Here is a 22,947-nt window from a genome sequence, read left to right on the forward strand (position 1 = left end):
GCCATTTTGGATTTGTTCAATATTTGAACAGGAAAAAATATGATTAAACAACGTACCATTGCAAAATCAATCAGCTCGATCGGGGTGGGTTTACACAAGGGAGAAAAGGTTACGCTTACTCTCCGGCCTGCTCCTGATAATACCGGTATTGTGTTCCGGCGTGTCGATCTGAACCCGATCGTTGATTTTAAAGTCACCCCTGAATTAGTGGGCGACACTGTGATGTGTACGTGTTTGATCAACGATGACGGCGTACGCCTGTCCACCACCGAGCATTTAATGGCTGCTGTGGCTGGTTTAGGTATCGATAACCTGTTTATCGAAGTGGACTCTGCTGAAATTCCAATTATGGACGGCAGTGCCAACCCTTTTGTTTACCTGTTACTGGAAGCCGGTATCAGCGAACAGAAAAAAGCCAAAAAGTTTATCCGCATTAAGCAAAAAGTACGGGTTGAAGACGGTGACAAGTGGGCTGAGTTTGTGCCACATCACGGTTTCCGTATGGATTTTGCCATCGACTTTGATCACCCTGTGATTTCTGAAACCAAACAGCGCATGAAGCTCGACTTCTCAGCTGCGTCTTTTATTAAAGACATCAGCCGTGCCCGTACTTTTGGTTTCCTGCAGGACATTGAATATTTACGCGCCAATAATCTGGCATTAGGCGGCAGCTTTGATAACGCCGTAGTGCTGGATGAATTCCGGGTGTTAAACCAGGACGGTCTGCGTTACGAAGACGAATTTATCAAACACAAAATTCTGGATGCAATCGGTGATTTATATATGGCCGGTTACAGCATTCTGGGCGAGTTCCGCTCTTATAAAACGGGCCACGCTTTAAATAACCAGTTGTTGTCTGCAGTACTTGCTGAACAGGCGAACTGGGAATTTGTCAGCTTCGATAAAGAAGCGCAAATGCCAATATCATACTTAGCACCACAATTGGCCTAAGTCTTGGGGGCAGGGCGAGGCTTTTGAGCCAGCTCTGCCAGCCTTTGTAGTTTCTGCTTTAACTCACCTTCACTGTTTTGTGCTAAAGCCAGTAAATACACCGCCGCTTGTTCAGAGATTTTAGGTCCTTCAGTTTTGATTTCTTCCGCTTTGACATATTGCAGCTGGGTATTGGGTGAGACTTCAATGTCGATACCTGCCAAATCCGGCGAGATTTTCTGGCGGAAATTGTCTAGAATGGCCTCTCTTTGCATTTTCAGCCGGGTCGCCCAAGCGGGCGATTGGCACAAAATAACTAAGCGACCCGCTTTTATGGTACTAATTTTGCAAAAACCGGATGGATCCAGTTGCAGAAACTGCGCTAATTCGGTATTAAGTTGGCGCAACAGATCGGCATGCTGCATGGTCGACAACAAAGAGCTTTGTTGCAGCAACTGACTTAGATCCACTGGTTTCTGAGAATAGCGCGCCATCTTAACTTATGAATTTATACTGAGGTTGCATGAGTGTAACAGTTTTCTATCGTGGCCGACATCGCCACTTCAGCTTTGGCAGTACGCCATCGCAACTGACAGTCACGGCCGTCTTATTGTTTTGTATCGCCTCTGGCGCTGGTGCAGCCTTTGCTAATTTGTTTCAGCAAGGCAATGCCGAACTTGAGAAAGCTCAACTGAGCCGCGTTGCAGAAACAGAAGAAATTGCTGAGATTCGCCGTCGTGCTGAGAATCAGCTGGCCGCATTAACTGCCAAAGTTGCGACGCTGCAGGCTCAGGTGAACCGACTGAATATGGTCGGTGAACGTTTAATTGACGCTGCTGATCTGTCGACCGAAGAGTTTAATTTACACGAGACTCCAGCGATGGGTGGCCCTTCGCAAACGCCGACTGAAATCAGTCTGGCTGAACTGAATGCCGTGTTGTTGCAGCTCAATGAGCTGGAGCAGAATTTGCAATCAGAACAAACCCGTTTTGCCATGCTTGAATCTCTGGATTTGAATCACCATATAGGAAAAAGCGTCCAGTTATCCGGCCGTCCTGTATTAAGTGGTTACTTGTCGTCGAGTTTTGGGGTGCGCAGCGACCCCTTTAGTGGTGAACCCGCAGTGCACCGTGGGGTAGATTTTGCCGGTAAAGAAGGCGATGCTATTTTTGCAACAGCAGGTGGTATTGTGACCTGGGCTGGTGAACGTTTTGGTTACGGTAAAATGGTTGAAATTGAGCATAGTGATGGGTATCGCACCCGGTATGCTCATGCTCAGGCAACCACTGTTCAGGTTGGACAGATGGTGACCAAAGGTCAGGAAGTTGCCATTATGGGCAACACAGGCCGTTCAACAGGGCCGCATGTGCATTACGAAGTACTGAAAAATGGTCAACAAATTGACCCTATGATGTTTGTTAATCGCCGTACCCAATAATATATACCCGCTTACCTAAAGCGTCAGGTGAACGGGTTAAAAAAAGGCTCAGGCCGGACTCGGATCGAGTCTCAACCAAGAAGTGGTATTTATAAAATGTTTGGAAAATTTTTCGCCAAATTAATTGGTAGCCGTAATGATCGTTATTTAAAGAAATTGAAAAAAACGGTTGATCTGATTAATAGCCTGGAACCTTCTTTTGTTGCCTTATCCGATGAAGAACTCAAATTAAAAACCGCTGAATTTAAACAGCGCTTCGCAGATGGCGCAACGCTGGATGATTTATTACCAGAAGCTTTTGCCACAGTGCGTGAAGCCAGTAAACGTATCTTCAAGATGCGTCATTTCGATGTACAGCTGATTGGCGGTATAGTGCTGCATCAGGGCAAAATTTCTGAGATGCGTACAGGTGAAGGTAAAACCTTAACCGCTACTTTGCCTGCGTACTTAAATGCTATAAGTGGTCAGTCTGTGCATGTGATTACAGTGAACGACTACTTAGCCCGTCGTGACGCTGAAACTAACGCACCTTTATTTGATTTCTTAGGTATGACTGTCGGTGTTAACGTGCCTGGTATGGGGCATTTGGATAAACAAGCCGCTTACAGTGCCGACATCACTTACGGTACGAACAATGAATTTGGTTTTGACTATCTGCGCGACAACATGGCGTTTTCTGCCATTGAGCGTGTGCAGCGTCATTTGGCTTATGCCATCATCGATGAAGTGGATTCTATTTTAATAGATGAAGCCCGTACCCCGCTGATTATCTCTGGTCAGGCTGAAGATAGCTCTGAGTTGTACCGAGTGATTAACACTGTAGTGCCTCAGCTATTGAAGCAGGAAAAAGAAGATGAAGAAGGCGCTATGGGCGATGGTCACTTCACCATCGACGAAAAAGCCAAACAAATTTATCTGACTGAACTGGGTCAAATCCGTGTCGAAGAAATTCTGCAGGAGTTAGGTTTAATCCAACCGGGCGATTCTTTATTTTCCGCTGCCAACATTACTTTGTTGCACCATACCTATGCCGCCTTACGCGCGCACAACCTGTTTAAGAAAGATGTGGACTATGTGATCAAAGATAACGAAATCGTTATTGTTGATGAACATACAGGCCGTACTATGGAAGGCCGTCGTTGGTCTGAAGGTTTACACCAGGCCATTGAAGCCAAAGAAGGCGTGCATATTAACCACGAAAACCAGACTTTAGCTTCTATCACTTTCCAGAACCTGTTCCGTTTGTACGACAAACTGGCTGGTATGACAGGTACAGCAGATACTGAAGCTTTTGAATTCCAGTCTATTTATGGTTTAGAAACTATAGTAGTTCCAACCAACAGACCTATGGTGCGTAAAGATATGGCCGATTTGGTCTATCTAACAGTGGAAGAAAAGTATCAGGCCATTATCAAAGACATTGAAGAGAACCGTGCGCTGAAACGTCCTATTCTGGTCGGTACAGCTTCAATCGAAAGTTCTGAGTATCTGTCGAAATTGTTGCATGACGCCAAAATCCCGCATCAGGTATTAAACGCTAAGTTCCACGCCAACGAAGCACAAATTATTGCTCAGGCTGGTCAGCCGGGCACTGTGACTATAGCGACCAACATGGCTGGTCGTGGTACGGACATTGTATTAGGTGGTAACTTGCAGGCCGAACTGGCTGCTTTAGGTGAAGCCAGTGCAGAGCAGATTGAACAGGTCAGACAGGAATGGCAAAAACGCCATGACGCTGTGATTGAGTCTGGTGGTTTACATATCATTGGTACTGAACGTCATGAGTCGCGCCGTATCGATAACCAGTTACGTGGTCGTTCAGGCCGTCAGGGCGATCCGGGTTCTTCACGTTTTTACCTGTCGTTAGACGATGCTTTAATGCGTATTTTTGCTTCAGACCGTATGGCTGGCATGATGCGTAAACTGGGTATGGAGCCAGGCGAAGCCATTGAACACCCATGGGTTAGCCGCGCTATTGAAAATGCACAACGCAAAGTAGAAGCCCGTAACTTTGATATCCGTAAGCAATTACTGGAATTCGATGACGTGGCGAACGACCAGCGTAAAGTGGTGTACGAGCAACGTAACGAACTGATGGATGCGGCTGATATCTCTGAAACTATCAATGCTATCCGACACGACGTGGTTGCCTCTGTGCTGGATCAATACATTCCACCTCAGTCTCTGGACGAGATGTGGGACATTCCAGGCTTAGAAGCCCGTTTCCGCGCTGATTTTGCCATCGACATGCCTATTGCTAAATGGTTGGCTGACGATAAGAAACTGTTTGAAGAAAAACTGCGTGAGCAAATCCACGAAGTGGTCGATAAATCCTACGAGCTGAAAGAGCATATGGTCGGTCCTTCAGTGCTGCGCCAGTTTGAAAAATCAGTGATGCTGCAAAGCTTGGACACGCACTGGAAAGAGCATTTGGCTGCGATGGACCACTTACGTCAGGGTATTAACTTACGTGGTTATGCGCAGAAGAACCCGAAGCAAGAATACAAGCGTGAAGCTTTCGAGTTGTTCTCCACTATGCTCGATAGCCTGAAACTGGACGTGATTGGCGTATTGTCACGCGTGCAAATCCGTGCTGCCGAAGATGTTGATGCTGTAGAAGAGCAACGTCGTAAAGCCGAAAGTACCGATATGCAGTTCCAGCACGAAGAAATGGAACAGGTAGCCACTGAAGTACCACAAACCAGTCCTGCACCTGTGTTTCGTGATGCGGAAAAAGTAGGCCGTAACGACGCTTGTCCTTGTGGCTCAGGTAAGAAATACAAACAGTGTCACGGTAAGTTGGTTTAAATCATGACGCTCAAAGTAGTTCACGTAGCTGTAGGTGTGATTTTAAAAGAGCAGCAGGTGTTATTGGCGCTGCGGCCGGATAAATTGCATCAGGGCGGTCGCTGGGAGTTTCCTGGTGGCAAAGTAGAAGCAGGTGAAACGACTTCAGAAGCCTTAGCGCGTGAACTGAAAGAAGAAGTGGATCTGGATATTGCCGGTTCAAACCCTTGGTTTGAACTGCAGTATGCCTACCCTGAAAAGACAGTGTTACTGGATATTCATCTGGTGCAAGACTTTGCAGGGGAAGCTAAAGGTCTGGAAGGGCAACCAGTGCGCTGGGTGCCTTTGTCTGAACTCAATCAGTATCAGTTTCCTGATGCGAATCAGCCGATTTTAGATAAGTTGTTGGCCGAATTCGGCACCATGTAAGGGCAGGGCTTGTCCCTGCCCGTTCATCTGTACCGCGGTGTCAACAGACGGGCGGGTACAAGACCCGCCCCTACGGATTTATTTAAAGAATTCGTTATCTTGTTCCAATAACTCATTTTCTAACTGCTCTAATTGCTGCTCTGACAGCGGCAAGTCGGCACGGCCTTTATCCGGTATTTTGTGTTCTTCATTGGCCCAGGCGCCTAAATCTATTAAACGACAACGGTCAGAACAAAAAGGCCGGAAAGCGGATTCTGGACCCCAGACGACTTCTTTCTGGCAGGTCGGGCATTTGACGATAGTGGCCATAAGGCGTACTCCGGAAGCTAATTCAAAAGTGCGCTAGTGTACCGCAGACTGCAGATTTCAAGCGAGCATAAATACCCAAAGTAATTGGAGTTGCAGCTAGGCGACAAGAGAATGAGACCCCATGAACATAGCAGTCTATGTGATTGGGGCGAAAGAGCGCAGTCAACAACGCTGTGGCTTCAAGTACGAAGGGGATTAACAGCAGGCTAACTTAAAAGGAATAGCTTTATCCATGGTGGTGCGACCTAAGCTGTCGCAAAGCTGCATAAAACGTATGGCGTAACGGTATCTGTTACCGCTAATGGTAGGGTAACTCTGGTATTCCATTAAGTACTCAATGCGCAGCAATTCAAACTGTTCGGTATTGCTTTGGAAAAAACCATTTTCGGCGACTAATGGCTGAAATTGACCCCGTTCGCGGATAAAAGTCAGTACATAGGAGATGGCAGTTTCCACCAAAGACAACTGATCCAGCCAGTCCTGCGCTGCTTTTTTGCGTTGAGCTAACGGCTGTGAGAACCAGTATTGCAGCTGAGGTAAATCAAAGTAGCAGGTGCCTCCGGGAATAAAAAAGCGCTGACGTAAAGGGGCAAGGAATTTATCTTCTTTTAAGCTGGTGGCAAACTTGCCGCACCTTAATAAATCACTTTGCAAACGCACTGCTTTTTGTAACATGCTTTGCAGCATTTCATCCGAAATCGAAGGATGACGTGACCAGTTCACCAAAGCAGATTCACAGCGTTCGACATCTTTGATCAGATCAGGGCGAACATCATTACGTTCCAATACTTCAATCAACGAAAACAACGAGGTAAAAAAGCCCTGTTGTTGCCATTCTGTTTCCAGTGGCAGCAACTTGGTGACTTGCTGAAACAAGTACTCCACCCGTAAATAGGTGCGTACTTTTTCGTTCAGCGGATGTTCGTAGATGATTGAAGTCATAACTGAAACATTTGTTAACAATGTTCATTACCATAAACCTAAGTAGAGCTTTTTGCTAGTTTTTCCTTGGCAAACTGCTGATAACGGCTATGTAGCTGCTGTATCTGCGGTTGAAGCTCAAAAACCGGTACTGTATTAAGCAGCACGTCGTCAGCCAGATGCAAACGCTCTGGCCGCGCTATTTGGCTTTGCAGGATGTTTTGTACTTGCTCGGCCGGTACCTGATCTCGCTGCATGGTGCGACTGAGTTGCAGCGCTTCAGGCACATCGACAACCAGCACGCGGTCTGTATAGGTTTGTAGCTTATTTTCCAGCAACAAAGGGGCAATCAATAGCGCATAGCTTGATGTGCATTGCTGCAACTGCTGCAACAAGCGTTGGCGGATCAGGGGATGTAATAGTTGATTCAGCCACTGCTTTTCGGCTGCATCAGCAAAGATTTTGGCTCGCAATACTGCGCGGTCCAGTTGGCCATCTTGCTGCAAAATGCCAGCGCCAAAGTGTTCCACTATAGCTGCCAAGGCCGGTTCTCCCGGCATCACCACTTCACGCGCAACCAGATCGGCATCTACACTTTGCACGCCTAAGTCATGAAATAAATTGGCGACAGTGGTTTTACCGCTGCCTATACCGCCGGTCAGACCTACTATATATCCGGACATAACTCTAACTGCCTTGTGCTGACTAAAGACCCATAGTGCCCAGATACCAGGCAGTAATATCTTTGCCCCATAAAATCGCAATCCAGCCTGCAGCCGCTATATAGGGCCCAAAAGGAATAGGGGTTGCTTTGCCTTTGCCTTGAACCAGCAACATCAGCGAACCCAACACAGCACCTACCACGGAAGATAATAAAATAATCAGTGGCAATAATTGCCAGCCGAGCAGGGCACCAAAAATAGCCAGCAGTTTAAAGTCACCATAGCCCATGCCTTCTTTACCTGTGACCAGTTTAAATAACCAGAATACTGACCATAAACTTAAGTAACCTGCAGCAGCGCCTATCAATGCGTCGGTGGGGGACACAGTAAAGCCTGTGACGCTGAGTAATAAAGCAAACCAGAGTAATGGCTGAGTGATTTGGTCCGGCAACAACATTTTATCGATATCAATAAAAGACAAGGCAATCAGGCACCAGGTCACCACTAAATAAATCAGCGTCTGTTCTGTCACACCAAAATGCATAGCCACCAGCAGAGACAATAAGCCTGTAAAGGCTTCAATAGCCGGATAACGCACACTGATAGGGGCTTTACAATAACGGCATTTGGCCTTTAACAGCAGCCAGCTGACTAGCGGAATATTATCCAAAGCAGATAGCTGATGCTGGCACTTAGGGCAATGTGAATGTGGTAAAGCCAGGTTAAATCTGGTTTTTGTTTGCTCAGCATTTTGACTAAAGTACTGCTGATAATCCTGCTGCCAGGCCAATTCCATCATTTTAGGCAATCGATAAATCACCACATTGAGGAAACTACCGACTGCCAGACTAAAAAGCGTCACTATGATATAAAAAGTAAGTACAGACTGTTCGAACACTTGCACCAGAGGAGAGAAAAAATCCATTACACAATACTGCCCAGTTGGAAGATCGGAAGATACATCGCAATAATAAGTCCGCCTATTAAGACACCTAACACCGCCATAATCAAGGGTTCAAGCAAGGCAGTTAAGCCATCTACCGCATCATCTACTTCCTGCTCGTAAATAGTCGCGACCTTGGACAGCATACTGTCCAGTGCCCCAGACTCTTCACCTATCGCCACCATCTGGTTCACCATTTCAGGAAAAGACGCGGTATTTTTCATTGCCAGATGCATTTGATTACCCGCAGCCACTTCTTCGCGCACTGACAAAATAGCAGCCCGGTATTTCTCATTGCCTGCAGCTCCTGCTGCAGATTCCAAAGCTTCAATCAATGGCACACCGGCCGCAAAAGTGGTGGATAAAGTGCGAGCGTAACGAGCGACTGCCGCTTTATTTAAAATCATACCGATAATCGGCAGTTTTAAAATGGCGTGGTCGGCAGCGACTTTAAAACTCTGATTGGATTTATAGGACTTAGACATGGCAACCACAACAGCTACTACAACACCAAGCGCTATATACCAGTTGTTTTGCATAAACTCTGAGATACCCAGCACAAACAAGGTAAAAGCTGGCAGCTCTGCACCCATATTGCCAAAAATTTCAGCGAACTGTGGCACCACAAAAATCAACAAAATGGAGGTGACTATGCCCGCGACCACAATCACTGCTATGGGATAAAACATGGCTTTTTTAATTTTAGATTTCAGCGCTTCGGCTTTTTCTTTGTAAATGGCTATACGGTCAAAAATTCTGTCCAGAGCACCAGACTGTTCACCGGATTTGACTAAATCACAATAGAGTTCGTCAAAATGCTCTTTATGCTCACGCAGGACTTCAGATAATGGCGTACCGCCTTGGACTTTGACGGATATTTTTGCCATCAATTGGCGTAAGGTTTCGTTACTTGCACCGCTGGCAATCAAATCAATACTTTGCACCAAAGGCACACCAGCGCCCAGCATAGTAGCTATTTGTCGGGTGACGACAGAAATATCCGAGGATTTGATCGATGGCTGAGTAAAAGCCAGAGGTTTGCTTTTTTTCTTCACTGAAGAAGGAGTAAAGCCTTGTTGCCGAAGCAAAGCCTTGGCCTCAGCCACAGAACCAGCCCTGATTTCACCGTTGCTGGTTTTGCCTCTTCTGTTAATGCCTTTCCACAGGAAGATATCCAGCTGCTTGAGTTTTACTTCGGCCATGGTTCTGATCCTTGCTGCGCTTTGTAATAGCTTAGGCGTTGGTCACCCTATTCACTTCAGCCAGGCTGGTAAGGCCTGCAGCTGCTTTTTTTAACGCCGACTGGCGTAAGTTTGGGAATCCTTCCACTTGTGCCTGAGCGGCAATATCCAGCGAATTTGCTCCTGCCATAATCTTGGCTGCAATTTGGGCTGTAATAGGCATCACTTCATAAATGCCCAAACGGCCTTTATAACCGCCAGTGCAATGATCACAACCTACAGGCTTAAACAGTTTGAGTTGGCTGAGCTGCGTGGCAGAAAAGCCTTGTTTTAACGCTTCCTGCTCAGGCAACTGTTCAGCAGCTTTGCAATGGTTGCATAAGCGCCGGGCCAGGCGCTGAGCGATAATCAGCGTGACTGAGCTTGCGACGTTATAGGCTGGCACACCCATATTCAGCAGGCGGGTTAAGGTTTCAGGTGCCGAGTTAGTGTGTAAGGTGCTTAACACCAAATGCCCGGTTTGAGCCGCTTTAATGGCGATTTCAGCCGTTTCAATATCCCTGATCTCACCTACCATAATGACATCAGGGTCTTGCCGTAAAAAAGCTTTTAACGCGGAAGGGAAGGTCAGGCCTGCTCTTGGATTGACCTGTACCTGATTAATACCTGGCAGGTTGATCTCCACCGGATCTTCAGCTGTGGATATATTGGTTTCTTCGGTATTGAGAATATTCAGCCCTGTGTACAAAGAGACGGTTTTACCTGAGCCTGTCGGGCCAGTGACCAGAATCATGCCTTGTGGTTGGGCTAAGGCGTCCAGATACAGCTGCTTTTGTTCTGCCTCGTAACCCAGAATATCAATACCTAGCATAGCGCTGTCGGAATCGAGGATCCGCATGACTATTTTTTCGCCCCACAAAGTAGGCAAAGTACTGACCCGAAAGTCGATCGACTTTTTCTGTGATAGTTTCAGTTTAATGCGGCCATCCTGAGGCACGCGTTTTTCGGCTATATCTAATCTGGACATCACCTTTAAACGGGCAGAAAGGCGGGTGGATAAAGCCACAGGCGGTGATGCGACTTCATGCAAAATACCGTCAATACGGAAACGGATACGGTAGCTTTTTTCGTAAGGCTCAAAATGCAGATCCGAAGCACCTTTACGAATAGCGTCGTGCAGCATTTTGTTGATAAAAGAAATAATAGGCTGATCTTCACTGTCAGACCCCACAGCTTTGGTGTCTTCTTCTTCACCTCCGGCCAGACCCATTTTGGCCAAATCCCAATGCGTATCGGTAAAGCTGTCAGTGGCTGTGGTATCAAAGAGCTTGTCGATGGCTTTGTGCAGCTTATCAAACTCGACCACTATCATTTCGGCGTTCAGGCCGGTATTAAATTCAAAATCTTCTACAGAGGTCATATCCGTCGGGTCAACGACAGCAAGAAACAGCGTTTTGTGTCTTTTGCTCAGCGGCAGGATGTGGTGTTTGCGAATCAGTTTTTCGTTACGAAGCTGCTCCGGGATGGCATTGATATCAAAAAAGTCTAAATCCAAAGCGCTATGTAAGGTGAAAGAGGCTGCGGCTTCTGCCAGTATTTTTGATTGAATCAGTTTTTCGCCAATCAGCAAATCGGCAATGGTCTGATACTGATGACTTTTTTCCTGCAACAGTTTGGCGGTGATCTGCGGGTCAACCAGATTCGCCTGATGCAAACGTTTGAGTAAAATTGAGCTTGGGTTTAATGCCATACAGATCCTCTATGGTAAAGCTGGCCCTGTGTGGTTTCAGCGGGATAAAAACGGCTCCGAAGAGCCGTTGTCCGTGCAGATAGCCAGAATTAAATACCACAGCCTTTGATCGGAACAGCGCCAGTACCAGTCAGAGCACAAGTCCAGGTAATGTTTTCGCCGGCAGCGGCCGGGGCTGCTGGTGTCATGGTCGCAGTAATACCATCATAAGTCAGTGCAAGCACTCCATTACCCGTACAATCCGGGATAGCTGTACCAGCGGTGTCGGTACAACCTAAAGTACCGCTGGTGGCATAAGCTTCAGCCACTTTAATTTTTTGACCACCTAAGGATGCGACTGCATTTGAACCTTTAGCTTTGGCTGTGTAGTCCTGATATGCAGGTAAAGCAATAGCAGCTAATATACCGATGATGGCAACAACTATCATTAATTCAATAAGGGTAAAACCTTGATTACGTTTCATGGAACATCTCCTGATTGGTTTGCCCACTTTTGGGGCTACTTAATTCTGGTTAATATTTGTTATTAAGCAAGCTTTGGCCTGATGTTTAATTGTAGTTGCAAACAAAGCGGGTCGAAAAAGTGAATGGTGAGTTAAATTACTGATTTTTAAAGCGCATTTTCCGCTGGCATTCTACAGTGTTCAGTAGGCTCTGTTTAGAACAGCGCTACTTTATGTAAAAACTCAGCACCTGAATCGGATAAAAGCCATAACAAAAAGCAGCTGTTACCATAAATCACAAAACGGAATTCACGTTGAAAGGGCATCTTATGTACTTTATGGTGCAAACGTTTTTGTGCAACCAGAGCACCAGGCCAACCTCCGATTAAGCTGAACATTTGTAGACTCTCTTCAGGTAAGCGACTGCTTTGTCCACTGGCGGCCAGTTTTTTATCGATTTGATACAGCCAGTACGTAAAGAGACTGGCTTCGAGATAAAACAGAGGCACCGTCAAAGCAAAAGAGCCAGCCAATAAAGACAGTAACAGCAGGGCAAAAAACAAATAGCGGAAACACCAGGCTTGCTGCTGGATCTGATAAAAGTTTGGTCCTGTTGCTTTGGCTGGCTTTGTCGGCGCTAGGGTACTTTCTTCAAGTTGCAGCGACAGAGCATAAGAGCGTTGTTGTTTGTCAAAACCCAGCTGGAAGCTCAGTCTGTCACCTTGCTGTGGACGCCTTGCCGGTGGCTGCGTGAAGTCGCGGATATGAAAAAACACCCGCTCTGAAGTATCGGTTGTAATAAAACCAAAACCTTTGTCGTCACGCCAGTAGCTGACAGTGCCTTGCAATAGAGAGACAGGATTCATAGCGATCACAGCGGTGCGGGAACACTAGATAAAGTGTATCAGCCTTTTATCAGTTTGCTGGTCGCTGCGACGAATGACAGCAGATGAGGCCAAAGTCTCATCTGCTAATTTCGATTCAGATACTGCGTAAACGCATCGATAAATCAATGGCCTGCAGATTTTTAGTTAAAGCACCACTGGAGATGTAATCCACACCTGTACTACTTAACGAACGTAAAGCTTCAGCAGTGATATTGCCTGATACTTCCAGTTTAGCCCGGCCTTTGTTCAGACTGACGGCTTGCTGGATATCGGCAATATGGAAGTTGTCGAGCATGATAATGTCAGCGCCCGCTTTGAGAGCTTGCTCAAACTCAATCAGATCTTCCACTTCGACTTCGACAGGTTTCCCCGGGAAATTTTGCCGCGCTATGTTGACCGCGTTATCTATAGATCCAGCAGCTGCGATATGATTTTCTTTGATTAAGAACGCATCGTACAAACCCAGACGGTGGTTTTTACCACCACCACAAGCCACAGCATACTTCTGAGCCAAACGCATACCAGGCAAAGTTTTGCGGGTATCGAGCAAGCGGGTGGCGCTGCCTTCCAATAACGCCACATACAAAGCCGTCGTAGTGGCTGTACCGCTTAAACTCTGGATAAAGTTAAGCGCGGTGCGCTCGCCTGTTAATAAAATTCGGGCTGGGCCTGTCAGCTCACACAAGACGGAGTTGGCAGTAACTTTATCACCATCCTGAACAAACCATTCCACCTGAACCTCTGCGGACAATTGACGAAACACTTCGGTCAGCCAGGCGCTGCCACAAAACACGCAGTCTTCGCGGCTGATAATAGTTGCTTTGGCTTGTTGGCTTGCTGGGATCAAAGACGCGGTAATATCACCTTGCTCCAGCGGTAAATGGCCTAAATCCTCAGCCAGAGCCTGACGAACAGTCAGTTCAATATCCCGTTGTAAATCAGTAAGGTAAGGGACGTTAATCATCTGTATTTATAGTTCCGCAGTTGTCACAGGCTAAAAGCCTATTAAAAATTAGCGTTGGATTAGTTTCAGCTCATCCTGTTGTTGGCTGAATTCTAATTGTTTTAGGGCACTCATGCCTAACAAAATATCTGTGCCATGTAAGCCTGGTGTGATACTGGCGCGTATGTCGGTGAGCATAATATCACCCAGTTGCAGGCTGTTCAGTTTGCTGTCGTACGCAGCGGCTGGTCCATTGGCCGTGCTGACCTGATAACGCTGGCCTTTGGCCATGCCCAGCTTTTGTGCGGCCTGCTCTGATACAGCGACTACTGTAGCCCCTGTATCGAGCATAAACTCCATAGGTACGCCGTTAAACAAGGCGGTACCCACATAGTGGCCGGCTTTGTTACGTTTGAGCACTGTGACTTTTTCACCGCTACTACCAATCTGACTTTGCAGCTGCTGATTGGGGTTTATTTGTAACGAAATCTGATCTTCAAAAAACCAGTACAGTAGCCCAAGCAACAGCAGCCAACTGATCCAGCTAAATAATCGACCTAATTTAGTTGTATTGTCAGATGCTTGCATTCCAAAGTCTCAGGGTTGACAATAAAGGCTCCAGCTTAACCGAGCATGAAGCGCTTTTGCAAAACAGGATCCGTAGGGTGAATCAAGATCAGGTTTCCTTAGAACTTGAACAGCGCACAAGTCCACATTGGAACTTGAGACCAGATATCGCTGATATCAGCCTGTTGGTGATCCATTGCATCAGTTTGCCTGCGGGCCAGTTTGGCAACAGCTACATCGATGATTTATTTATGGGTGTTTTGGATACAAAGGCCGATCACAGTTTTGCTGATTTAGCTGGCGTACGGGTATCGGCGCATTGTGTTATTTTCAGAAACGGTTTGGTCCGGCAGTATGTACCTTTTCACTATAGAGCCTGGCATGCCGGTGTATCGGAATTTAACGGGCGGCAAAACTGTAACGATTTTTCGATAGGAATAGAATTAGAGGGTACTGAACATTTGCCTTATACAGAGGCGCAGTACCAAAGTCTGGTGCTATTAACCAGACAACTGATGCAAGACTTTCCGGCTATCAGCCTGGATCGTATTGTGGGACATCAGCAGATTGCGCCGGGTCGGAAAACCGATCCTGGTCCGTCGTTTGACTGGGACCGTTATCAATCTGCGTTAAAGGAGAATGGATAAATGACCTTGATCAGTATGCTTATCGCCTTAATTATTGAACGGCTGGCGGTTCGCAGTGAGGCATGGCAGTTTTTGTTTTATGCCAAAAAGTACCTGTCTGTTAGTCAAAGCTCAGGTTTGTCCAAATTAGTCAGCGAAAGCAAAGGCCAATACCTCTGGGTGCTGTTGCCTGGCATTGTATATGCGTTGGTGCTGTGGTTAATCGGCAGTAGCCTGGTGACTTTAGTGCTGAACACGCTGGTATTGCTGGTGTGTATTGGTTGCTGGCATTACCGCCAGTTATACAAACAGTATTTAAATGCCAGTGAAAGAGCGGATAACGAAGCTGCCTTTTTAACTATGCAGCAATTAAGCGCGGACGTGGGTTTAACCGATGCTGATTTAAGTTATGGCCAACGTCTGGTCTGGTTGAACTTTCGTTATTACGCCGCAGTATTGTTCTGGTTTGCTATTTTAGGTGGTGCCGGGGCTATTACTTACGCTTTATTGCGCCAGATGAATGAACCTGCCAGCTGGGATAAACCGGTAAAACTGGCTGAAGAAGGTGATGAAACTGCTGAATTTGTTGAAGCCACACCTGATATTCCTGCTGTCTTCCAGCAACTGATGTTTTGGGCTGACTGGGTGCCGGCACGTTTATTTGGTGTAGGTTTAGCTTTGGTGGGGCATTTCTCCCGTGCTTCTGCTGCGTTGTTAGCCTTTTTAGGCGACTTCTCAACACCTGCAGATAAAGTGGTGACCACAGTAGCCAAAGCCGCTGAGCCTTTGCCTGATGATGCCTATAACTGTGCAGAAGAAACCGCTTGTATGGTGCAGTTAGCTAAACGTAATGTGCTGTTTTTTCTCGCTTTAGTCGCAGTGCTGACACTGTCAGGCTGGCTGGGTTAAACAGAACAAATATAAGAAAGCAGCTTCGGCTGCTTTTTTTATGTCCATGGAAGGACGGTATGTCGCAACTGTAGGGAACAATGTTGCGACGATGTCCATGGAAGGACGGTATGTCGCAACTGTAGGGAACAGTGTTGCGACGATGTCCATGGAAGGACGGTATGTATTCATTATCAATGGTCAGACCAATTTTCTTGCTGTATTTTCCTCTCTTCATTTTTGAGCTATTGCTCTAATTATTTGCCCGCTTTGGTCGCATAATTCCGCAGTTTAATTTACAGTTTGATTCCTTTCTGCTAAGTTATGCCGCACTAAATTGAATTGGTAAGACCAATTTACAAGTGGTCAACTTGAAATAGCCAAAACAATAACCAAAGACTTAACATCAAGGTGGAAATGTCCAGTCTGAGAATCAAACCAGCCAAATTGTCCGACCAAATAGTCCAGCAACTGGAACATATGCTGCTGGAAGGTACTTTTACGCCCGGACAAAAGTTACCGCCTGAACGTGAACTTGCGCTGCAATTTGATGTCTCCCGTCCATCCTTACGTGAAGCGATTCAGAAGCTCGAAGCCAAAGGTTTAGTCAATCGCCGTCAGGGTGGTGGCACTTATGTTTGTGAAAATCTGGCTGTGGGTTTAACCGATCCGCTATTTGCTCTGATTGGTCGTCACCCGGAGTCGCAATTTGATCTATTGGAGTTTCGTCACGCTTTAGAAGGCATTTGCGCTTATTACGCAGCATTGCGTGGTACACAAGCTGACTACGACTTGATTAAACAACGTTACGAAGAAATTTGTGCTGCTCAGCAGCAACAGGATTTAGACGCTGAAGCGCGGTCTGTTGGCCAGTTTTATTCGGCGGTTGCAGAGGCATCGCATAATGTGGTGCTTTTGCATTTGGTGCGCGGCTTAACGCCGCTGGTAGAGCAAAACATCAAGTTAAACCTTGAAGTTTTGCGGGAAAAAGAAGGCATAGTGAGCCAGCTGAATTCGCACAGGCATCGCCTGATGCAAGCGGTGATCAATGGCGAGCCGGAGCAAGCCCGGCAAGCCAGCAACAGCCATTTAGCCTTTATCGAAGAGGCATTGCTGGAAGCTGACCGGGAGCGCTCACGCATTGAACGCTCGCTCAGACGTTCACAACAGAGCGAATGAGCGTAAGCATACTTTTTAACTGTTAATGTTCCGCTCTCTGGCGTGGAACTGATTAAGGAAACTTTGATATGTCTGAAGTCAATAAGACTGACATCGACGCGCTCGAAACCAAAGAATGGTTAGAGGCTCTTGAATCTGTAGTTCGCACCGAAGGTGTAGAGCGCGCTCAGTTCCTGTTAGAACAAGTGCTGGAACAGGCTCGTCTGGAAGGCGTGGATATGCCAACAGGCATCACCACCAATTACATCAATACCATTCCGCCACAGCAGGAACCTGCGTATCCGGGTGATGTTAATCTGGAAAAACGTATCCGTTCAGTGATCCGCTGGAACGCTATTATGATCGTTTTACGCGCTTCGAAAAAAGAGCTGGATTTAGGTGGCCACATGGCGTCTTACCAGTCTTCAGCTGCGTTTTACGAAACCTGTTTTAACCACTTCTTCCGTGCGCCGAATGAAAAAGACGGCGGCGATTTGGTGTATTACCAGGGCCATATTTCTCCGGGTATCTATGCCCGTGCTTTTGTTGAAGGCCGTTTAACCGCTGATCAACTGGACAATTTCCGTCAGGAAGTTGGCGGTGAAGGTTTATCCTCTTACCCACACCCTAAATTAATGCCTGAATTCTGGCAGTTCCCTACTGTTTCTATGGGCTTAGGTCCTATCACTTCTATTTATCAGGCCCGTTTCCTGAAGTATTTAGATGGTCGTGGTATGAAAGACACCAGCCAACAACGTGTCTATGCCTTCTTAGGTGACGGCGAGATGGATGAGCCGGAAAGCCGTGGTTCTTTATCTTTTGCGGCCCGTGAAAAGCTGGATAACCTGTGTTTCCTGGTGAACTGTAACCTGCAACGTTTAGATGGTCCTGTGATGGGCAACGGTAAAATCATCCAGGAACTGGAAGGTTTATTCCGCGGCGCCGGCTGGAACGTGATTAAAGTGGTATGGGGCAGTGGCTGGGACAAGCTGTTAGCCAAAGACACCACAGGCAAGTTACTGCAGCTGATGAACGAAACTGTAGACGGTGACTACCAGACTTACAAAGCCAAAGATGGTGCTTATGTCCGTCAGCATTTCTTCGGACGTTACCCTGAAACTGCAGCTTTAGTGGCTGATATGACAGACGAAGAAATCTTCGCGTTAAAACGTGGTGGTCATGAGCCGTCCAAGTTATATGCTGCCTTTAAATCTGCTCAGGAAACCAAAGGTCGCCCAACTGTGATCCTGGCCAAAACCATTAAAGGTTATGGCATGGGTGAAGCGGCTGAAGGCAAAAACATCGCGCACCAGGTCAAGAAAATGGATATGACCCATGTGCTGCAAATCCGCAAGCGCCTGAATCTGGAAGACTACATCAGCGAAGAAGATGTACAAAGCCTGCCTTATATTCAGCTGCCTGAAGGTTCACCTGAACATCAGTATCTGCATGCCCGTCGTAACGCGTTAAATGGTTATACGCCAGTGCGTTTACCGAATTTCACTAAGGCTTTAACTCTGCCAGAGCTGAACGTATTTGAGCCTTTGCTTGAAGAGCAAAAGCGTGAAATTTCCACCACTATGGCTTTTGTGCGTTCACTGAACGTCTTGCTGAAAGATCCAAATATCGGCCAGCAAATTGTGCCTATTATTGCTGACGAAGCCCGTACTTTTGGTATGGAAGGTTTATTCCGTCAGATTGGTATTTATAACCCTCGTGGCCAGACCTATACGCCGGAAGACCGCGCTGTGGTGTCTTACTACAAAGAAGAAACTTCAGGTCAGGTATTGCAGGAAGGTATCAACGAGCTGGGTGCTATGGCGTCATGGGTAGCCGCTGCTACTTCTTACAGCACTAACGATCTGCCGATGATCCCGTTCTATATTTACTACTCGATGTTTGGTTTCCAGCGTGTCGGCGATATGGCCTGGTTAGCTGGTGATCAGCAAGCCCGTGGTTTCCTGTTAGGTGCTACTGCTGGCCGCACTACGTTAAACGGTGAAGGCTTGCAGCACGAAGATGGTCATAGCCATATTCTGGCAGGCACAGTACCAAACTGTATTTCGTACGACCCGACTTATTCTTATGAACTGGCGGTGATCATTCAGGACGGTATCCGTCGTATGTACGGTACTGAACAGGAAAATATTTACTACTACATCACAGTGATGAACGAAAACTACCATCACCCTGCTATGCCTGCAGGTGCTGAAGAAGGTATTCGTCGTGGTATCTATAAACTGGAAAGCCATGTCGGTGAAAAAGCCAAGGTTCAGCTGTTAGGTAGCGGCACTATCATGAACGAAGTGCGTAAAGCGGCTGAAATTTTAAGTGAAGATTATGGCGTAGGTTCAGATGTGTTCTCTGTGACTTCATTTAACGAGCTGGCTCGTGATGGTCAGGATTGTGAACGCTTTAACATGCTGCATCCTATGGCTGAAGAAAAAGTGCCATATATTGCCACAGTGTTAGGTTCAGCTCCTGCTATTGCAGCGACCGACTACATTAAAAACTATGCCGATCAGGTGCGTTCTTTTGTACCTGCGGTGTCTTATAAAGTTCTGGGTACAGATGGTTTTGGCCGTTCTGACAGCCGTGAGAATCTGCGTCGTCACTTCGAAGTGAACGCAGGTTACATAGTTCTGGCTTCGTTACGTGAACTGGCTAAACGCGGTGAAATCGACAAGCAGTTAGTGGCGGACGCCATTGCCCGTTTTGGCATCGACACCAATAAAACTAACCCACTGTACGCATAAGAGGATTTGTCATGACGATTGAAATTCATGTGCCGGACATAGGTGCGGATGAAGTTGAAGTCACCGAAGTACTGGTGAAAGTGGGCGACAAAGTTGCACTGGACCAGTCATTGTTATCGGTAGAAGGCGACAAAGCGTCGATGGAAGTACCAGCTGCACAAGCCGGTACTGTCAAAGAAATTAAAGTCAAAGCTGGCGATAAAGTAAAAACCGGCTCGCTGATTATGGTATTTGAAGCTGAAGGTGCTGCGGTTGCAGCGCCAGCCGCCGCGGCTCCTGCGCCAGTGGCTGCACCAGCTCCGGTTGCATCGGCTCCGGCTGCTCCTGCAGCTGCAGAGTTAAAAGAAGTCCAGGTACCAGATATTGGTGGTGACGCTGTTGAAGTGACTGAAGTGATGGTGAAAGTAGGTGACACTGTTGCTGCTGATCAATCGCTGTTGTCGGTGGAAGGTGATAAAGCTTCAATGGAAGTGCCAGCGCCATTTGCTGGTACTGTCAAAGAAATCAAAGTCAAAGTTGGCGACAAAGTACAAACAGGCTCTTCGGTCTTTGTATTTGAAGTGGCTGGCAGTGCTCCGGCCGCTGCAGCTGTAGCAGCTCCGGCTACTGTAGCTGCGCCTGCTCCGGTAGCAACTCCTGCGCCTGCAGTATCAGCTCCGGCTGCTGCACCAGCGGCTCCTGCAAGCGAATTTACCGAGAATCAGGCTTATGCTCATGCATCTCCTGTGGTGCGTCGTTTGGCCCGTGAGTTTGGTGTGGATTTAAGCAAGGTCACTGGTACTGCCCGTAAAGGCCGTGTGCAGCGTGAAGACGTGCAAAATTATGTGAAAAACATTCTTGCACAAGTGGCTTCAGGCAAAGGCAATGTTACCAGCAGTAGCAACAGCGTGGGTTTTGATTTAATTCCTTGGCCAAAAGTGGATTTCAGCAAGTTTGGTACTGTGGAAGAGAAACCTTTATCCCGTATTCAGAAATTATCTGGTGCTAACTTACACCGCAACTGGGTGCGTATTCCGCATGTGACTCAGTTCGACGAAGCTGATATCACAACTCTGGAAGAATTCCGCAAAGAGCAAAATGCGCTGGCAGATAAAAAGAAAATGGGCGTTAAATACACCCCGTTAGTCTTTATTATGAAAGCTGTGGCGAAAGCTCTGGAAGAGTTCCCAACCTTTAACAGCTCTTTATCGGAAGATGGCGGCAGCCTTATTCTGAAAAAATACGTGCATTTAGGTATAGCTGTTGATACACCAAACGGTTTAGTGGTGCCTGTGGTACGTGATGTGAATAAAAAAGGCATTATCGAGTTATCCCGCGAACTGCAGGATATTTCGTTAAAAGCCCGTGAAGGTAAACTGACTGCTGCAGATATGCAGGGTGGTTGTTTCACCATCTCTAGTTTAGGCGGCATTGGTGGTACGGCCTTTACGCCTATCGTCAATGCGCCTGAAGTGGCTATTCTGGGTGTGTCAAAATCTGATATCAAACCTAAGTGGAATGGTAAAGAGTTTGAACCACGCCTGATGGTGCCTTTGTCTGTCTCTTATGACCACAGGGTGATTGATGGTGCTTTAGCTGCGCGTTTCACTGCGACTCTGGCATCTTATCTGGCGGATATTCGTCAGATCATTATGTAAGACGAAACACGACTGAAAGTTGTCCTGTGCTCTGAAAAGATACGGGACATCTTTCAGGTAGGGTGATAAAATTCCGTCACTTTATTTCCTGGCCGTCTGCATGAACTTACGGCTATCTTAGCAAAAGATAAAAAGGTAAAACGATGAGCAACGAAATCAAAACTCAAGTTGTGGTGTTAGGCGCCGGCCCTGGTGGATATTCTGCAGCATTCCGCGCTGCTGACTTAGGTCTGGAAGTGACTTTAGTTGAAGCACGCAGCACACTTGGTGGTGTTTGTTTAAATGTTGGCTGTATCCCATCTAAAGCTTTATTACATGTAGCCAAAGTGATCGACGATGCGAAAGAAATGGCATCACACGGTGTGACTTTTGGTGCTCCACAAATCGATTTAGACAAAATCCGCGCCTGGAAAGACAAAGTTGTAGGTCAGTTGACCAACGGCTTATCTGGCATGTCTAAAATGCGTAAAGTCAAAGTAGTGACTGGCTATGGCAAATTCACTGGCCCAAATACGCTGGTTGTTGGTGATACCACTATTACTTTTAACAGCGCCATTATCGCAGCTGGCTCAGAGCCTGTTGCTCTGCCATTTATTCCAAAAGATGATGCCCGTGTGATCGACTCTACCGGCGCTCTGGAATTAAAAGACATTCCTGGCGAAATGCTGGTATTAGGTGGCGGTATCATTGGTTTAGAGATGGGTACTGTGTACCGTGCTTTAGGCTCTAAAGTCTCTGTAGTTGAATTTGCTGACCAGTTGGTTCCTGCTGCTGATACTGATCTGGTGAAGGTTTACACTAAATACAACAAAGATAACTTCAACATTATGCTGTCGACTAAAGTGACTGCTGTTGAAGCTAAAGCTGATGGTTTGTATGTGACCTTCGAAGGCAAAAACGCACCTGCGACACCTGTACGTTACGACAAAATTTTAGTGGCAGTAGGCCGTCGTCCAAACGGCGCGCTGTTAGATGCTGCAAAAGCTGGTGTGAATGTAGATGAGCGTGGCTTTATCAATGTAGATAAACAACTGCGTACTAACGTACCTCATATCTACGCTATCGGTGACGTGATTGGTCAGCCAATGTTAGCGCACAAAGCTGTGCATGAAGGCCATGTGGCTGCTGAAGTCATTTCTGGTCTGAAGCATTTCTTCGACCCACGTTGCATTCCTTCTGTAGCTTACACAGATCCGGAAATGGCATGGGTAGGTATCACTGAAAAAGAAGCTAAAGAAAAAGGCGTTGCTGTTGAAACTGCAACTTTCCCTTGGGCAGCTTCTGGCCGTGCTATCGCTTCAGCCCGTACTGAAGGCTTCACTAAGTTAATTTTCGACAAAGAAACGCACCGTATTTTAGGTGGAGCTATTGTTGGTATTAACGCGGGCGAAATGTTAGGTGAAATCTGCTTAGCAGTAGAAATGGGTGCAGACGCTGAAGACATCGCTCTGACTATCCATGCTCACCCAACCTTAAACGAATCTATTGGTTTAGCAGCTGAGATGTACGAAGGTTCTATTACGGACCTGCCAAATCCAAAAGCCAAGAAAAAATAAGCTTAGCTTTTGAGTGAAAAAACCGGCAACTGCTTCGCATTGCCGGTTTTTTTATATTTTGTTACAACTTCCATTAACAAAAAAACGCCGCCAAGAGTAGTATGGTTCAGTTAGTCAACCCTCTGAATTTTGGCAG

At 46.7% G+C, this 22,947-nt stretch carries 21 protein-coding genes; 10 read left to right on the top strand and 11 right to left on the bottom strand.

Translation table 11 applies throughout. From position 1 onward, the window contains the following. Positions 1-39: 39 nt before the first annotated feature. Positions 40-951, top strand: coding sequence for a UDP-3-O-acyl-N-acetylglucosamine deacetylase (lpxC, locus tag LSG34_RS06735; RefSeq protein WP_233008063.1), 912 nt, complete (start codon positions 40-42; stop codon positions 949-951). On the opposite strand, the gene LSG34_RS06740 is transcribed toward lpxC, so the two are convergent. Continuing rightward, positions 948-1,424: a DUF721 domain-containing protein gene (locus tag LSG34_RS06740; protein ID WP_233008064.1), complete on the bottom strand. Its 477-nt coding sequence runs from the start codon at positions 1,422-1,424 to the stop codon at positions 948-950. The genes lpxC and LSG34_RS06740 overlap by 4 nt on opposite strands. Positions 1,425-1,453: 29 nt before the next feature. Here LSG34_RS06740 and LSG34_RS06745 point away from each other — a divergent pair, with 29 nt between their 5' ends. From LSG34_RS06745 to mutT, 3 genes are all read left to right on the top strand, one after another. After that, positions 1,454-2,368, top strand: a complete 915-nt coding sequence (locus LSG34_RS06745) for a M23 family metallopeptidase (RefSeq protein ID WP_233008065.1) — start codon at positions 1,454-1,456, stop codon at positions 2,366-2,368. A 96-nt stretch (positions 2,369-2,464) separates the two neighbouring features. After that, the gene (secA, locus tag LSG34_RS06750; RefSeq protein ID WP_233008066.1) at positions 2,465-5,176 is read left to right on the top strand and encodes a preprotein translocase subunit SecA; all 2,712 of its coding nucleotides are present in this window, start codon (positions 2,465-2,467) and stop codon (positions 5,174-5,176) included. A gap of 3 nt (positions 5,177-5,179) precedes the next feature. Beyond that, positions 5,180-5,584, top strand: coding sequence for an 8-oxo-dGTP diphosphatase MutT (gene mutT / locus LSG34_RS06755; RefSeq protein WP_233008067.1), 405 nt, complete (start codon positions 5,180-5,182; stop codon positions 5,582-5,584). 78 nt (positions 5,585-5,662) lie between these two features. Here the strand turns inward: mutT and yacG are convergent, their stop codons facing one another. From yacG to LSG34_RS06805, 10 genes are all read right to left on the bottom strand, one after another. Beyond that, complete coding sequence (yacG, locus tag LSG34_RS06760) at positions 5,663-5,893, bottom strand: DNA gyrase inhibitor YacG (protein ID WP_127025899.1); 231 nt, start codon at positions 5,891-5,893, stop codon at positions 5,663-5,665. Between the two features lie 195 nt (positions 5,894-6,088). Beyond that, a complete protein-coding gene (gene zapD / locus LSG34_RS06765; protein WP_233008068.1) occupies positions 6,089-6,835 on the bottom strand; it encodes a cell division protein ZapD in 747 nt (248 codons plus the stop codon). 38 nt (positions 6,836-6,873) lie between these two features. Beyond that, positions 6,874-7,497: a dephospho-CoA kinase gene (gene coaE / locus LSG34_RS06770; protein WP_233008069.1), complete on the bottom strand. Its 624-nt coding sequence runs from the start codon at positions 7,495-7,497 to the stop codon at positions 6,874-6,876. A 22-nt stretch (positions 7,498-7,519) separates the two neighbouring features. Further along, positions 7,520-8,401, bottom strand: coding sequence for a prepilin peptidase (locus LSG34_RS06775; RefSeq protein WP_233008070.1), 882 nt, complete (start codon positions 8,399-8,401; stop codon positions 7,520-7,522). Further along, positions 8,401-9,621: a type II secretion system F family protein gene (locus LSG34_RS06780; protein ID WP_233008071.1), complete on the bottom strand. Its 1,221-nt coding sequence runs from the start codon at positions 9,619-9,621 to the stop codon at positions 8,401-8,403. Before LSG34_RS06780 ends, LSG34_RS06775 begins: the two co-directional genes overlap by 1 nt. 31 nt (positions 9,622-9,652) lie before the next feature. Beyond that, positions 9,653-11,350: a type IV-A pilus assembly ATPase PilB gene (gene pilB / locus LSG34_RS06785; RefSeq protein ID WP_233008072.1), complete on the bottom strand. Its 1,698-nt coding sequence runs from the start codon at positions 11,348-11,350 to the stop codon at positions 9,653-9,655. Positions 11,351-11,439: 89 nt separating this feature from the next. After that, positions 11,440-11,814, bottom strand: coding sequence for a pilin (locus LSG34_RS06790; RefSeq protein WP_233008073.1), 375 nt, complete (start codon positions 11,812-11,814; stop codon positions 11,440-11,442). A 194-nt stretch (positions 11,815-12,008) separates the two neighbouring features. After that, positions 12,009-12,659 (bottom strand): DUF1294 domain-containing protein, encoded by a 651-nt coding sequence (locus tag LSG34_RS06795; protein ID WP_233008074.1) that lies wholly within the window; start codon positions 12,657-12,659, stop codon positions 12,009-12,011. Between the two features lie 115 nt (positions 12,660-12,774). Next, positions 12,775-13,644 (bottom strand): carboxylating nicotinate-nucleotide diphosphorylase, encoded by an 870-nt coding sequence (gene nadC, locus LSG34_RS06800; protein ID WP_233008075.1) that lies wholly within the window; start codon positions 13,642-13,644, stop codon positions 12,775-12,777. Positions 13,645-13,692: 48 nt separating this feature from the next. Beyond that, positions 13,693-14,211, bottom strand: coding sequence for a retropepsin-like aspartic protease family protein (locus LSG34_RS06805; RefSeq protein ID WP_233008076.1), 519 nt, complete (start codon positions 14,209-14,211; stop codon positions 13,693-13,695). Between the two features lie 77 nt (positions 14,212-14,288). Between LSG34_RS06805 and ampD the strand changes: the two genes are divergently transcribed. From ampD to lpdA, 6 genes are all read left to right on the top strand, one after another. Beyond that, complete coding sequence (gene ampD, locus LSG34_RS06810; protein ID WP_233008077.1) at positions 14,289-14,837, top strand: 1,6-anhydro-N-acetylmuramyl-L-alanine amidase AmpD; 549 nt, start codon at positions 14,289-14,291, stop codon at positions 14,835-14,837. Then, positions 14,838-15,725, top strand: a complete 888-nt coding sequence (ampE, locus tag LSG34_RS06815) for a beta-lactamase regulator AmpE (RefSeq protein ID WP_233008078.1) — start codon at positions 14,838-14,840, stop codon at positions 15,723-15,725. It begins immediately after the preceding gene. Between the two features lie 396 nt (positions 15,726-16,121). Further along, positions 16,122-16,883: a pyruvate dehydrogenase complex transcriptional repressor PdhR gene (gene pdhR, locus LSG34_RS06820; protein WP_127686724.1), complete on the top strand. Its 762-nt coding sequence runs from the start codon at positions 16,122-16,124 to the stop codon at positions 16,881-16,883. A 68-nt stretch (positions 16,884-16,951) separates the two neighbouring features. Continuing rightward, positions 16,952-19,618, top strand: coding sequence for a pyruvate dehydrogenase (acetyl-transferring), homodimeric type (aceE, locus tag LSG34_RS06825; RefSeq protein ID WP_233008079.1), 2,667 nt, complete (start codon positions 16,952-16,954; stop codon positions 19,616-19,618). An 11-nt stretch (positions 19,619-19,629) separates the two neighbouring features. Continuing rightward, on the top strand, positions 19,630-21,255 hold the full coding sequence (aceF, locus tag LSG34_RS06830) for a pyruvate dehydrogenase complex dihydrolipoyllysine-residue acetyltransferase (protein ID WP_233008080.1): 1,626 nt from the start codon (positions 19,630-19,632) through the stop codon (positions 21,253-21,255). Positions 21,256-21,398: 143 nt separating this feature from the next. Next, positions 21,399-22,811 (top strand): dihydrolipoyl dehydrogenase, encoded by a 1,413-nt coding sequence (gene lpdA / locus LSG34_RS06835; RefSeq protein ID WP_233008081.1) that lies wholly within the window; start codon positions 21,399-21,401, stop codon positions 22,809-22,811. The last annotated feature ends 136 nt before the right edge of the window (positions 22,812-22,947 follow it).

The sequence above is a fragment of the Rheinheimera faecalis genome (assembly GCF_021290965.1).
Lineage (GTDB): Bacteria > Pseudomonadota > Gammaproteobacteria > Enterobacterales > Alteromonadaceae > Pararheinheimera > Pararheinheimera faecalis.